Below are 13,136 nucleotides of genomic sequence, written 5' to 3' on the forward strand. Positions count from 1 at the left end.
CCTGCTATTCCACTTGGGCGAGCGGCTGCACCTCTTGACCGAGCCTCTCCAGCGCTTCCAGTGCCGAGAGCGCGAACAAGGCCGCCGCCGGGGCCAGCGCTTCTTCATTCACCGTGAACTTCGGGTGGTGCCACTGCTCCGTACCGCCCGTCCCGAGCCAAACGAAGCTGCCCGGAACCTCCCGTTGGTAGAAGGCGAAATCTTCCCCTCCGGACGAGCGCTCGGCCTTCGTTATGTTCAGCGACAGCCGTTCTGCGGCAGTCCTGACCACATCCACGGCACGCGGATCGTTATCCACGAACGGAATGCCGGCAAACCAGGACACCTTGGCCTCCGCTCCGTACCCTGCGGCAATGCCTGCGGCGATCCGCTCCAGGAGCTCAGGCATCCGCGAACGGACACTTTCATCGAAGGTGCGGATGGTCCCGTCCAGCACAGCCTCATCCGGGATTACATTCCACGTCGTGCCCGCTTTGAAGCTGCAGACGCTGAGCACCGCGCTGTGGTGCGGCGAAATGCTGCGCGAAACCGCGGTCTGCAGCCCGCCGACGATGGCGCTGGCCGCGACGATCGGGTCGATGGCCGCATCGGGAATCGCCGCGTGGCCGCCCTTGCCGATGACCCGGATCTTGAAGCCGTCCACGCTGGCCATCAACGGGCCGTCCGTCAGGCCGATGGTGCCGACAGGCAGATCAGGCTTGTTGTGCATGCCGAAGATGGCCTGCACGCCCTCCAGCGCCCCCGCGCCGATCAGCGCCTTGGCGCCGGTGCCCTTCTCTTCACCCGGCTGGAACAGCAGGCGGACCCGGCCGCGGAAGCGGCCGGCCCGCCGGTGCAGCAGCTTGGCGGCGCCCAGGATCGCCGCCGTATGGAAATCATGACCGCAGGCGTGCATGCGGCCCGGAATCTCGGAAGCGTAGGGCAGCCCGGTCTCCTCCGTAATCGGCAGCGCGTCAATATCCGCCCGCAGCGCAACCAGAGGCCCCGGTTCCCCTCCGTCGATCTCGGCCAGCACACCGACCGGCAGGTCCAGCGGCAGCAGGCGGATGCCTTCTCGCTCCAGCTCCCCGCGGATCCGGCGGGTCGTTTCCATCTCCTGCATCGACAGCTCCGGCCGGCGGTGCAGCTCCCGGCGGAAGGCGGTCAGCTCCGGCAGCAGCGCCTGCGCCTCGCGGTCCAGCGCCTGCGCTTCCCCGCGAAGAAGGTCCGCGCTCATGCCGGCCTGCCTTCCTGAAGCACGCCGGCCACCGCCGATTCGCCGGCACCAGGCTGATCCGCCTCCTGCAGCAGCACTTTTGTCATAAACACGAGCTTATCATCGTCCCCAAGGTCCCGCTCGAAGAACGGCCGGTAGCCTCTGCGCTCATACATGGGCAGCAGCCACGGGTGCTTGCGCGAAGTAGCCAGCGTCACAGCGGAAGCCTGCAGCCCGAGGCGGACAACGGTATCTTCCACGTGGTCCAGCAGCCTGCGTCCTACGCCCCTGCCCTTCTGCTTCGGATCGACCGCGAACCAGTACAGGAACGGATGCGGTGTAACCTCCTCCAGGGACTTCAAGGAGATCGTAGCCGCGATCTCCCCGTCAATCTCCAGCACATAGCAGGAATTGTTCACGATATTGCCCCGCACCAGGTCTAGATCGGCCTGGGCCGCAGTAAAGGCGATATTCAACTCCCGGATCGTCTGATAAGCGCCCAGGATGAGTGCCAGCAGTTCTTCCGCATCTTCGGCCGCTGCCAGCCGGTATACCTCCGTCATATCCATTTCCTCCTTGAGCATCCAGCCCATTGAACTAGATTGCGTAGCTCCACTCGGACGCGAATCGTCCGAGAAACTGCTTCGTGCGTTCTTCCTTCGGCCGGCCGAACAATTCGTCCGGCGCTCCCTGCTCGACGATGACGCCCCCGTCCATGAAGACCACGTGGCTCGCCGCCTCCCGGGCAAACGCCATCTCGTGGGTCACGATGATCATCGTGACGCCTTCCTTGGCGATCCGCCGGATCACGGCGAGCACCTCGCCTACCAGCTCAGGGTCCAGAGCGGACGTCGGCTCGTCGAACAGGATCACCTCGGGGTTCAGCGCCAGCGCCCGTGCAATCCCGACCCGCTGCTGCTGCCCGCCGGAGAGGGCGCTCGGATAGGCATCCGTTTTGTGTGCCAGGCCGACTTTCTCCAAGACTTCGAGACTGCGCTGCTTCGCCTCTTCTCTTGGCAGCTTCTGGACGACGGTCAGTCCTTCCATCACATTCTCCAGCACGGTCTTATGCTTGAAGAGGTTGTAGTGCTGGAACACCATCGCGCTCCTGCGGCGCAGCGCCAGGATATCCTTCTTCCCGGCCGCCCGGCAGTCGACGCCGAAGCCGCCGATCGCTACTGTCCCCTCGTCCGGCTTATCGAGGAAATTGATGCACCGCAGGAGCGTCGTTTTGCCTGAACCGCTCGGCCCCAGGATGGCGACGACGTCCCCTTTTTGCACGGTGAGATCGATCCCCTGGAGCACCTGCTGGCTCCCGAAGGACTTGCGGATATTCGTAAGCTGGATCATGCGATACCTCCCCGGTTGTACAGATTAAGGCGTCTCTCCAGAAGCGCCGTCAGGCCTTCCGCGAGAAGCGTCAGCCCCCAATAGATGATGGCCGCCGCGATGAACGCTTCGAGAAACTTCAGATTGGATGTGGCGACGATGTTCGCCCTCCCGTTCAGATCCTCGAGCGAGATCGTAAAAGCGAGCGACGAACCGTGCAGCAGGCCGACGAATTTGTGCAGCAGATTCGGCAGGCTGGCCATCAGCGCCTGAGGCAGAACGATGCGCCGCATCCCCTGCCAGCGGGTCATGCCGACCGTATAAGCGGCCTCCAGCTGGCCCCGGTCGACCGACAGAATGCCGGAGCGGATCGCCTCCGACATGTAGGCGCCCGAGTTCACCGAGAACGCGACCAGCACGAACGTGATCAGCGGAATGGAGCTCGAACGGGCGCTCCAGCCGTAGGAGGCGGCCAGCGTATCGAACAGCAGCGGCAGACCGAAGTAGATGATCATGATGTGCAGAAGCAGCGGGGTGCCCCGGATGAACGAGACATAGAAGGCGGCTAAGTGATGCAGGCCGCGCACCTTGTAGATCCGGATGAGTGCGATGCCCGTGCCGATCACAAAACCGAACAGCAGCGGGACAATCGAGATGACGAGGGTCAGCGGCAGAGCCTTCAGGATATCGAAGAAGGCTTCTATGATGAAGAGCGGGTCAAGCTGAATCGGAATCCCCTCCTTCCCTTCACGGTGCGGCCGGTGCCCGAACTGCCGGACTCGGTGCTCTCCCGGATCTCATGACGCTGGAGCCTGCGCTCCGCCAAGGCGAAGAGCTTCTCGAGGGAGAGACTGACCGCATAATAGATGACGGCAAGCGCCATATAGATCTCCAGGTAGTGATTGGTCGTTCCCAGCGTCTCGGCCCGTCCCGACATATCCATAACCCCGAGGGAAAAAGCGAGCGACGTATCCTTCAGCGAAGAGATGACGAGATTTCCGAAGTTCGGCATCGCAATCGTCAGCGCCTGCGGGAGGACGATGCGGATAAAAGCGTCTCTCGGCGTCATGCCGATCGAGTAAGCCGCTTCGAGCTGTCCGCGGTCCACACTGACGACCGCCGAGCGCACGATCTCCGAGAAGAAGGCGCCGATATGCAGGCCGTAGGTCAGAATGACGAAGACGAGAGCATGTACATTCGACAAGTCGATGCCGAATACCCGAAGCAGCTCCGGCAGACCGTAATACACGAGGAACAGCTGGATCAGGATCGGCGTCCCCCGCATGAACGAGACGTAGACGACCGCAGCCCGGCTCAGTACGGGCACCTTGTAGAGCCGGACCAGGGCCAGAGCGGAGCCGAACACGATCCCCGCGATCAGGGAGAGGAGCAGGATGAACAGCGTCACGTGCAGATAAGCGAGCAGCTTGGGCAGGAAGGTTCCCACCAGCGTGATATCAAAAGCTTTTCCCATAGCCCTGCCCGCTTTCTATTCGGATATGGTATAGTCTGCGCCAAGCCATTGGGTGCTGAGCTTGCTGAGGGTGCCGTCCTTCTTGATCTCCTTCAACGCCTCATCGATCTTGGTTTTGAGCTCGGTGCCGTCCTTCTGGAGGATGAAGTATACCTTGGAATTAGAGATCGCCGGGCCGACCGTCTTCTGCTGGGCGTCCGCCGTCTTGTTGCGCTGGTCGATGGCAAACTGGGTGGAGATCGTCGCGTCCACGCGGCCGGCCTTGAGCTGAGCAATGACATCGTTCGTGCCGCCGTTGCCCGAGTAGACGATCTGGATGGCGTCGTTATTCTTCTTGTTATATTCCTGCAGCTGCACGGCCGCATTGCTTGTCGCGCCGACGATGACCTTCTTGCCCTTGAGATCGTCGATCGATTGGATGTCATTGCGGTCCTTATGAACGACAACCTTGTTCGGGAAAATGTTATACGCCTCGTCGTTGAACAGGAACTTGGCCTTCCGTTCCTCGTTGACCTCCATTTGGTGGGCGATAACGTCGATTTTCTTGGTCTCGAGACTCAGGAGCAGGTTGGAGAAATCCATGGTCTTGAATTCGAACTCATAATCCGGCAGGCGCTTGTCGATCTCTCTCACCAGCTCGACATCGTAGCCGGTCAGGTTCCCCTTATCATCGAGGAAGCAGATATTCGGGAACTGGGTGCCTGTACCGATGATCACCTTCTTGGGAGCCGCGGCGGCCGGCTTCTCCTGCTTGGTGCCGCCGGCGGTATCGCTTGCTGCGGTCTCCTTGGCCGCCGGCGCCGTGCCGCAGCCGGCGAGGAGCAGCAGGGCCGTGAGCACTGCGGGAACAAGCTTGTTTTTTTTGTTTTTGATCATGTTAGAACCCCTCCATGTGTATGTGAATAGACCGGCTGAGAACGGAAAAAAGCCACTGCTCCTTCAAACAGCGGCTTTTGGTTGGTCCAATCAGCCTTAAACTTATAAATCCTATATGTATGGTTGGTATTAGGATATACAGAGTGTAGCACCGCTTTTCTTACGCGTCAACCGTTAATTAACCTTTTCTATCTCTCCATTGATTCCCTCTATATAGAAAGGCCAACGACGCAGGGGCCGGGCATCCCCAGACCAATACAGCTGTACAAACAGCCTGCCGCACCCAGGTGGTCCGGCACTGCCATGCGTCTGCGCAGCGCGCACGTAGAGATGCGCGCTGCCCCGGATCACCGGCCCCCTCCGCTGCCGTCAGCTTGAAGCGGCCGCCGCCTGCACGAACGCCTGCTTGTTGCGCTCAATCTGGCCCTGATGCGTTCCGATATGCTTGATGAAGCCTTCGAGCAGCTCCACCAGCGTCACCGTTTTGCCCCGCGGGTTCACTGCGGTTCGCGACCACTGCTCCGGAGTGAGCCGCTTAAGAATCGGCAGATTGACATCCAACAGCACCCTGTACGTGTCAAGGAGCTCTTGGAGCGGCACGTCATTCGCAAGGATTCCCGCAACCCAGGCATCCTGGTCGAAGGCCGGCACCTGCGGCACCTCTTCCGATACGATCTGCCGGATGCGGAAGGTCGTCACGACAAGGTGGTCCGCCAGATGGGCCACCACTTCCTTGATACTCCACTTCTCGGGAGCCGGCTTCCAGCTCAGCTGAGCTTCAGTCAGTCCCTCCACGCTTGCTTCGATCCGGGACAGGCTGCCCTTAAATTCGTTCAAATCAATGGCCGTATGGCTCATCCTCATCATCTCCTCAATCGTAGGGTAGGGTGAATCTTAGCGCCCGAACGGGCGGTTTATTCGAGATTCGGCCTTACAGCGGAAAATGGCACGCCGCCGCATGATCCGGTCCGATCTCCTGCCAGGGCGGCTCGGCTTCCCGGCAGAGCGGCTGCGCCGCCGGGCATCGGGGATGGAAGCGGCAGCCCGAAGGCGGGTTCGCCGGCGAAGGAATCTCCCCGGCCAGCGGAACCAGGCCTCCCCGCCGTCTCGGGTCCCCATGCGGAATGGAGGCCAGGAGGGCCGCCGTATAGGGATGGGCCGGCCTCCGGAACAGCTCGCCGCTTGGGGCCGTTTCGACCAGACGGCCAAGGTACATGACGCCGATGCGGTCCGACATGTGGCGGACTACCTGCAGGCCGTGGCCGATGAACAAGTAGGTCAGCCCCTCCTTCCGCTGCAGCTCCTGCAGCAGATTCAGGATCTGAGCCTGCACGGACACATCAAGCGCCGACACCGCTTCATCGGCCAGAATGAATTTCGGCCGGAGGGCCATGGCCCGGGCGATACCGATCCGCTGGCGCTGTCCTCCTGAGAACTCGTGGGGATAGCGGCTGCTCCATTCGGGACGCAGCCCTACGGCTGCCAGCAGCTCCGCCACGCGCTCCTTCCGCTGGGCTCCTGCGGCAAGACCGTGTACAGCCAGCCCTTCTCCGATCAGCTCGCCCACCGTCCAGCGGGGGTTCAGTGAGCCGTAAGGATCCTGGAAGATGACCTGCATCGACCTCCGGGCCTCCCGAAGTGCAGCAGGAGACAGCTTCGCCAGGTCCTGTCCCTCGAAGAGCACCTGACCCTCCGTCGGCTTCTCGAGCCGGAGCAGCGTCCGGCCAAGCGTCGACTTGCCGCTGCCGGACTCGCCGACCAGGCCGAACGTCTCGCCGGCCCGGATCGTCAGCGACACGCCGTCCACGGCGCGGATGTGGCCCTTCGGGCGGCGCAGCAGGCCTACGCCGAGGGGGTAGGCCTTGTGCAGCCCGCGGACTTCGAACAGCAGCGGGTGCCCCCCGGAGCCGCCGGCTGTAGGGCCTTCGCCCGGCGGCGGAAGGACTTGAACAGATGGGGCGGAGGAGCTCACGGGGAGGCCGGGCTGCACTGCAGCCTCCGAAACCCGGTCGCCGTCGCGCCCGTCTCCAGCCTCGCCCGAACGGTGTCCGGCGCGCCCTGTCGAGGCCCCCAGCACCGTTGCAGGATGGCTGCCGACTCCTTCAGGTATCGGCCAGCTGGACCCTGCGCTGTTCACGGCTTGCGCCGCTCGAGTCTCTGGCCCTTTTACGTCAACGCCGTACGGCCGCTGATCGCCGACCGGCTCAGGCTTCCCGGCCAGCCAGCACGCAGCCCGGCGGCCGCCGTCATACACGGCCAGCGGCGGCTCGCTCTGCGTGCACTGCGGCACGGCCTGCGGGCAGCGCGGGTGGAAGCGGCAGCCCGGCGGGGGCACCGTCAGCGAAGGGATGCTCCCCTCGATCGACGGAAGACGGGTCCCCCGCGGATGTTCCGCGCGGGCCACCGAAGCCAGCAGCCCCCTAGTGTACGGGTGCAGCGGGCGCTCGAACAGCTCCACCGCCGGCGCCTCCTCCACAATCCGGCCGGCATACATAACGGCGATCCGGTCCGCCATCTCGGCGGCAATGCCGAGATCGTGTGTCACGAGAAGAATCGACATCCCGAATTCTTCCTTGATCTCCTGCAGCAGGCGCAGGATCTGGGCCTGCACCGTCACATCGAGCGCCGTCGTGGGCTCGTCGGCAATGAGCAGCTCCGGCCCGCAGGAGAGGGCCATGGCGATCATGGCGCGCTGCAGCATGCCCCCGGACAGCTCGCCGGGGTACTGTTTCATCCGCAGCTCCGGCTCGGGAATGCCGACGCGGCCGAGCAGCTCCACGGCATGCCGCCAAGCCTCCTGCCTCGTCCGGCTCCCATGCTGCACGATCGCCTCCACCAGCTGCTGGCCGACCGTGAAGACCGGGTCGAACGCCGCCATCGGCTCCTGGAAGATCATGGCGGCCCGCTTGCCGCGGACTGAGCGCATCCGGTCCTGGCTCCACATCGACACATCCTGCTCTCCAAGCCAGATGTTGCCCTTGGAGATCCGGCCGTTCTCGAATTCGACCAGCCTCATGGCCGTCTTGGAGGCCAGGGTCTTCCCGCTCCCCGACTCCCCGACGAGGCAGAGAGTCTCTCCGGGCAGCACGGAGAGTGACAGCTCACTGAGCGCGGTGACCGGCCCTTCCTCCGTCAGAAAGTCTACGGTAATGTTCTCAAGTTCCAGCAGCGGTTTGGCCATGAGCGGATTTCCTCCTTTGCAATGTTTCTCTGTCTACGCCCTGCAGCCCAAAGCTCCAAGCTCAGCGCCCCTTGGAAGCGGCGTACGGATTCAGCTTCGGATCGAGCACATCCCTCAGCCGGTCGCCTACCAGGTTCACGGCCAGCACGAGTCCGGTGATCGCAAGCCCCGGGAACGTCGTGATCCACCACGCTACGGTGAGATATCCCCTGCCCTGCGACAGCAGGGTGCCCCAGTCGGGCACTTCCTTCAGGACGCCGAGTCCGAGGAAGCTGAGCGCGGCTCCCGACAGGATCGATGAGCCGACGCCGATGGTCGCCATCACCAGCAGAGGCGTCCACGTATGCGGCAGGACGTGCCGCACGAAGATGTGCCAGCCGCCCGCGCCGATCGACCGGGAAGCGGCGATGAACGGCCTGCTTTTGATGCTGAGCACCTGGCTGCGCACCACCCTCGCATACCGGGGAACGGCAGCGATGCTCACGGCCAGCACGATATTGAAGAGGCTGGGTCCAAGGGCCGCCGCCACCGCAAGCGAGAGCAGCAGACCCGGGATCGTCATAAGCACGTCGATGAGCCGCATCAGCAGCGCATCCACGGCTCCTCCGAGATAGCCCGACAGGCTGCCGATGAGACCGCCGATCAGCCCGCCGATCACGACGGATCCGAGACCGATCAGCAGCGAATCCCGGCTGCCGTGCACGACGAGGCTGAAGATGTCCCGGCCAAAGTAGTCCGTCCCGAAGGGATGCGCAGCACCCGGAGGCTGCAGCAGCGCTTCCGTATTCATCTCCGTCGGCGCATACGGCGCAATCCACTGGGGCACGACCGCGGAGACGGCGATGAGCAGAATGAGCAGCAGCGCTCCCTTGTACAGGAGATCGGGCAGCGCGACCCTGCCCTTCCTTCCCGGTGACGAATCCCCTTCCGCTTTTTGCTTCTCCACCGGAACGTTACGGGCGGCGGCGGCACTTTTCATCTCTTCTTCCTCCCTTCTTGAAGCTCCCTTCTATGAAGCCCGCGTTACTGCGCCCGTCTAACCCTGGGATCGATCAGCGCATACGACAGATCCACGAGCAGATTAATAACCACATAGACCACAGCCGTAAAAAAGATCACGCCCTGCACGACCGGCAGATCCTTCGCCGTAATGGCCCCGGCCAATACTCTGCCGATCCCCTGCCTGGAGAAGACCGTCTCGATGACGACGGCCCCCGCGAGCAGCTCCCCGATCTGGATGCCGATAATTGTCAGCGCCGGAATGAGCGCGCTGCGCAGGCCGTGCCGGTACATGACCAGCCGCTCGGGCAGCCCCTTCGCCCGGAGGGTCGTGATGAACGGCTCGTTCATCACCTCGAGCATCGAGTTGCGGACCATGCGCACGATGAAGCCCGAGCCGACCAGCCCCAGCGCGGCCGCAGGCAGCACGAGCGTCCGCCAGCCTTCCGATCCGAGGGCCGGGAACCAGTTCAGATGCACGGAGAAGATCAGGATGAGCAGGATGCCCGACCAGAAGGTCGGCATGGAAATCCCGAGCAGCGAGACCAGCCGTGCCGCCAGATCGATAAGGCCGCCCCGGTGCACCGCCGACAGGACGCCGAGCCAGATGCCAAAGACGACGGCAATCACGGTCCCGGCGAAGGTGAGGGCGGCGGTAGCCGGGAACTGGGACAGGATCTTCGGCAGGACAGGGTCGTCGCTGACGAGCGATTTGCCGAAGTCCCCCTGCAGCAGCCCGCCCGCGAACCGGAGAAACTGCTGCAGGGCGCTCTGGTCGAGACCGAGCTGGTGCCGCAGGCTGGCCGCCGCTTCCGGCGTGAACGTCGTACCCGCCAGCATCATCAGCACGGGGTCGCCCGGCAGCAGGTACAAGATGAAGAAGACCAGGAACGATGCCCCCGCAATCACGAGCAGGGACGACAGTAGTCGTTGAATCACAGCTCCTACCACCGGCACTCCTCCTTTCCTCAGGAACCTTTCAGCGACACGTCATAGAACAGCGGGTAGCCGAGCGAATCGAACTTGAACCCGCTGACGTTCTTCGTGGCCGCCACCGTGTAAGGGAACACGTAGACCGGGAAGCCGTACGCATTGTCGATCACGTATTTCTGTACCTTTTTGTAGATCTCTTCCCGTTTGGCGGGGTCCTGCTCCCGAAGCCCTTCTTCGAGCCAGGCGTCAAGCTGCGGATCGGATTTGTGGGTATGGTTGTGCCCCCACTTGTTCGCGTTCGGGATCGCATTCGTATGGAAGAAGCTCCGCAGAATATCCGGGTCGCCGGACACGTTGCTGACGCCTGCCAGGTCATTCGAACCCTTGACCATGAGCGCCGTGGATGTGTCCGAGGTAATCTCCACTTCAACCGCGATGCCCGCTTTCTTGAGCTGCTGTTGGATCATGGCTGCAATGTCGTTGCGCTTCTCCCGGTTCGGCGAGCCGTCCACGTAGTGGATGGTCAGCTTCTTCCCGTTCTTCTCGCGGATCCCGTCCGCCCCTCGCACCCAGCCGAGCCCGTCGAGCAGGGCGTTCGCTTTGTCGAGATCTGGCTTCACCGCACCTTCGAGCTCCTTGTTGTAGCCGGCGACGGACGGGGTAAGCGGCGACCAGGCCCTTGGGTAGGTGCCTAGGTACAGCGTCTTCACGATCGCATCGAAGTCGATCGCCAGCTGAACGGCTTTCCTCGCGTCAAGCTCATTCCACGGGGCATGATCCTGGTTCAGCATCAGCGTATAGGGGATGCCGGTCGCTTCCGCTTGAAGCAGCTGGACGTTCGGATCGCTCTTCAGCGAGATCAGGTTCTGCGGCGGAACCGTCTCTCCCGCGGAGACCTGGGCGCTCTGCACGCTGCCGATGCGCGTGGCCTCCTCCGGAATGATTTTGAAGACGAGCTTCTCCAGGTATGGCGCGCCTTTGTTCTCAGCGAGGGCTGGTCCCCACTTGTAGGCCGGGTTGCGCTCCAGCGTGATCGCCGCATTCTCTGTCCAGTTCACGAACTTGAAGGGGCCCGTGCCGACCGGATTCTTGACGAGCTGGTCCTTGTACTTCTCGGCGGCGGCCGGTGAGACGATGCCGAGGAACGCCTGGCCGAGGGAGCTCAGGAAGGCGCTGTACGGCGACTTCAGGTTGACCTTCACCGTGTACTCGTCGATAACCTCCGAGGATTCATAAGGACCGATCAGCGTGATGGCAAAACGGGACTTCGTCGCCGGGTTTACAATCCGGTCGAAGTTGTACTTGACCGCGGCCGCATTGAACGGTGTTCCATCATGGAACGTGACATCCTTGCGCAGCTTGAACGTATAGGATTTGCCGTCCGGGGAGACGGTCCACTCCTCGGCCAGCCAGGGCTTTATCGTCTTGTCGGGCAGCTGCACGACGAGGCTGTCGTACAGCGACCGCATGACCCGGTAATCCGCAGCGCCGGGGACGACGTTCGGATCGAGGCCGCTCGGGGTTCCCGCGAGCGCGTAGGTGAAGGTTCCTCCCTGAACAGGGGCGGATGCTGCAGGTGCGGCACCCTGTGCGGGCTTCGGTTCGGCCGCAGGCGGTGCTCCGCAGCCGGCCAGCAGGACGAAGAGGGCCAGGGCTGCGGAAGGGAATGCGCGGAAGGATCTATTCATGAGGCTTTTTCTCTCCTATCAGTCACGGATCTTAGGGTGCGGGGACGGTCTCCGGCTGCTCGGGCAGCACCTGTGCCTGCGCTGCTTTCCTTCTTGCTGCCGTATAACGATTCTCCGGAACAGGCAGACCGAGATTCCCGCGAAGGGTGTCTGCTTCGTACGCCTCACGGAAGAGGCCGCGCTCCTGCAGCACAGGGACCACGAGCTCCACGAAATCCCGCAGGCCGTTCGGCACGGTAGACCCGATCATGAAGCCGTCGGCCGCCCCCTGCTCGAACCACGCCTGAATCTTGTCCGCCACCTGCTCCGGCGTGCCGATAAAGCTCGTCTTCGGCGTAGCCACCTGCAGAGCGGTCTGCCGCAGCGTAAGTCCCTCTTCCTTCGCCTTCCGCTTGATCCGGTCCGTGGTGCTGCGGAAGCTGTTCGCACCGATGTCCCCGAGGTCCGGGAACGGTTCATCCAGCGGGTAGACCGAGAAATCGTGATGATCGAAGAACCGGCCGAGATAGAGCAGCGCCTCTTCGACACGCACCAGATCCGCTACCTCCTGGTATTTACGCTCGGCTTCCTCTTCCGTCCGCCCGACGATCGGCCCAATGCCGGGGAAGATCAGAATCTCATCCGGGCTGCGGCCGAAGGCTTCGGCTCTCTCCTTCACATCCCGGTAGAACAGCTGCGCCTCTTCTACCGTATCGTGCCCGGTGAACACGGCGTCGGCGGTCTTTGCCGCCAGCGTGCGGCCGCTGTCGGACGAGCCGGCCTGGAAGACGACCGGATGGCCCTGCTTCGAACGGGCGATATTCAGCGGTCCCTCTACGGAGAAGTGCTTGCCCTGATGGTTCAGCCGGTGCATTTTGCCCGGGTCGAAGAAGACGCCCGTCTCCTTGTTCCGCACAAAGGCATCGTCCTCCCAGGAATCCCACAGGCCACGGGCCACCTCCAGATATTCCTCGGCGATCTCATAACGGAGCGCATGCTCCGGATGCTCCTTGCGGCTGAAGTTCTTCGCCGACCCTTCCAGCGGAGAAGTGACGACATTCCATCCGGCCCGGCCGCCTGTAATATGGTCGATTGAGGCAAACTGCCGGGCCACCGTGAACGGTTCGCTGTAGGAGGTCGACAGGGTTCCGACCACACCGATGTTCGAGGTGACCGAGCCGATGGCCGAGAGGATCGTAACCGGCTCGAACCGGTTCAGGAAGTGCGGGATGGACTTCTCGTTGATATACAGTCCATCGGCGATGAATACAAGGTCCAGCTTGCCTTCTTCGGCGATCCGGGCCTGCTCTTTAATGTAATCGATCGAGATGCTCGCATCGGAGGGCAGCTCCGGATGCCGCCAGGTGGACATGCTGCTTCCGACGCCGTGAAGCATCGCACCCAGTTTCAATTTGCGCTTCGGCTGATTCACAGGATGACTCATCTTCATTCCGCCTTTCATTTCTATAAAATGTCTAAAAA

Annotated in this window: 12 protein-coding genes; all 12 read right to left on the reverse strand. The window is 62.7% G+C overall.

What is annotated here, in order from left to right; all coding sequences use genetic code 11:
* Nucleotides 1–4: 4 nt before the first annotated feature.
* Entirely contained in the window at nucleotides 5–1,216 is a 1,212-nt protein-coding gene (locus tag ACP26L_RS20645; protein WP_426445943.1) for an amidohydrolase, read from the reverse strand.
* Entirely contained in the window at nucleotides 1,213–1,758 is a 546-nt protein-coding gene (locus ACP26L_RS20650; RefSeq protein WP_426445945.1) for a GNAT family N-acetyltransferase, read from the reverse strand. The genes ACP26L_RS20645 and ACP26L_RS20650 overlap by 4 nt, the downstream gene beginning before the upstream one ends.
* Nucleotides 1,759–1,792: 34 nt before the next feature.
* On the reverse strand, nucleotides 1,793–2,545 hold the full coding sequence (locus tag ACP26L_RS20655) for an amino acid ABC transporter ATP-binding protein (protein ID WP_426445947.1): 753 nt from the start codon (nucleotides 2,543–2,545) through the stop codon (nucleotides 1,793–1,795).
* The gene (locus ACP26L_RS20660) at nucleotides 2,542–3,252 is read right to left on the reverse strand and encodes an amino acid ABC transporter permease (RefSeq protein WP_426455031.1); all 711 of its coding nucleotides are present in this window, start codon (nucleotides 3,250–3,252) and stop codon (nucleotides 2,542–2,544) included. The genes ACP26L_RS20655 and ACP26L_RS20660 overlap by 4 nt, the downstream gene beginning before the upstream one ends.
* Nucleotides 3,225–3,998 (reverse strand): amino acid ABC transporter permease, encoded by a 774-nt coding sequence (locus ACP26L_RS20665; protein WP_426445949.1) that lies wholly within the window; start codon nucleotides 3,996–3,998, stop codon nucleotides 3,225–3,227. Before ACP26L_RS20665 ends, ACP26L_RS20660 begins: the two co-directional genes overlap by 28 nt.
* Before the next feature lie 15 nt (nucleotides 3,999–4,013).
* Nucleotides 4,014–4,874, reverse strand: a complete 861-nt coding sequence (locus ACP26L_RS20670) for a transporter substrate-binding domain-containing protein (protein WP_426445951.1) — start codon at nucleotides 4,872–4,874, stop codon at nucleotides 4,014–4,016.
* Between the two features lie 369 nt (nucleotides 4,875–5,243).
* Complete coding sequence (locus ACP26L_RS20675) at nucleotides 5,244–5,732, reverse strand: DinB family protein (protein ID WP_426445952.1); 489 nt, start codon at nucleotides 5,730–5,732, stop codon at nucleotides 5,244–5,246.
* Nucleotides 5,733–5,805: 73 nt separating this feature from the next.
* On the reverse strand, nucleotides 5,806–8,055 hold the full coding sequence (locus tag ACP26L_RS20680; protein ID WP_426445954.1) for a dipeptide ABC transporter ATP-binding protein: 2,250 nt from the start codon (nucleotides 8,053–8,055) through the stop codon (nucleotides 5,806–5,808).
* A gap of 61 nt (nucleotides 8,056–8,116) precedes the next feature.
* Complete coding sequence (locus ACP26L_RS20685; protein WP_426445956.1) at nucleotides 8,117–9,034, reverse strand: ABC transporter permease; 918 nt, start codon at nucleotides 9,032–9,034, stop codon at nucleotides 8,117–8,119.
* A 44-nt stretch (nucleotides 9,035–9,078) separates the two neighbouring features.
* A complete protein-coding gene (locus tag ACP26L_RS20690; protein WP_426445958.1) occupies nucleotides 9,079–10,005 on the reverse strand; it encodes an ABC transporter permease in 927 nt (308 codons plus the stop codon).
* A 17-nt stretch (nucleotides 10,006–10,022) separates the two neighbouring features.
* The gene (locus ACP26L_RS20695) at nucleotides 10,023–11,675 is read right to left on the reverse strand and encodes an ABC transporter substrate-binding protein (RefSeq protein ID WP_426445960.1); all 1,653 of its coding nucleotides are present in this window, start codon (nucleotides 11,673–11,675) and stop codon (nucleotides 10,023–10,025) included.
* A 31-nt stretch (nucleotides 11,676–11,706) separates the two neighbouring features.
* Entirely contained in the window at nucleotides 11,707–13,098 is a 1,392-nt protein-coding gene (locus ACP26L_RS20700; protein ID WP_426445961.1) for an LLM class flavin-dependent oxidoreductase, read from the reverse strand.
* Nucleotides 13,099–13,136 lie beyond the last annotated feature (38 nt).

The sequence above is a fragment of the Paenibacillus sp. S-38 genome (assembly GCF_049942825.1).
Taxonomy (GTDB): domain Bacteria; phylum Bacillota; class Bacilli; order Paenibacillales; family NBRC-103111; genus Paenibacillus_G.

Bases quoted from the DNA above. Each gene is read 5' to 3' on its own strand.
- ACP26L_RS20680 (WP_426445954.1), bottom strand. From the start codon at position 8,055: ATGGCCAAACCGCTGCTGGAACTTGAGAACATTACCGTAGACTTTCTG.
- ACP26L_RS20700 (WP_426445961.1), bottom strand. From the start codon at position 13,098: ATGAGTCATCCTGTGAATCAGCCGAAGCGCAAATTGAAACTGGGTGCG.
- ACP26L_RS20655 (WP_426445947.1), bottom strand. From the start codon at position 2,545: ATGATCCAGCTTACGAATATCCGCAAGTCCTTCGGGAGCCAGCAGGTG.
- ACP26L_RS20670 (WP_426445951.1), bottom strand. From the start codon at position 4,874: ATGATCAAAAACAAAAAAAACAAGCTTGTTCCCGCAGTGCTCACGGCC.
- ACP26L_RS20665 (WP_426445949.1), bottom strand. From the start codon at position 3,998: ATGGGAAAAGCTTTTGATATCACGCTGGTGGGAACCTTCCTGCCCAAG.
- ACP26L_RS20695 (WP_426445960.1), bottom strand. From the start codon at position 11,675: ATGAATAGATCCTTCCGCGCATTCCCTTCCGCAGCCCTGGCCCTCTTC.
- ACP26L_RS20685 (WP_426445956.1), bottom strand. From the start codon at position 9,034: ATGAAAAGTGCCGCCGCCGCCCGTAACGTTCCGGTGGAGAAGCAAAAA.
- ACP26L_RS20650 (WP_426445945.1), bottom strand. From the start codon at position 1,758: ATGACGGAGGTATACCGGCTGGCAGCGGCCGAAGATGCGGAAGAACTG.
- ACP26L_RS20675 (WP_426445952.1), bottom strand. From the start codon at position 5,732: ATGAGCCATACGGCCATTGATTTGAACGAATTTAAGGGCAGCCTGTCC.
- ACP26L_RS20645 (WP_426445943.1), bottom strand. From the start codon at position 1,216: ATGAGCGCGGACCTTCTTCGCGGGGAAGCGCAGGCGCTGGACCGCGAG.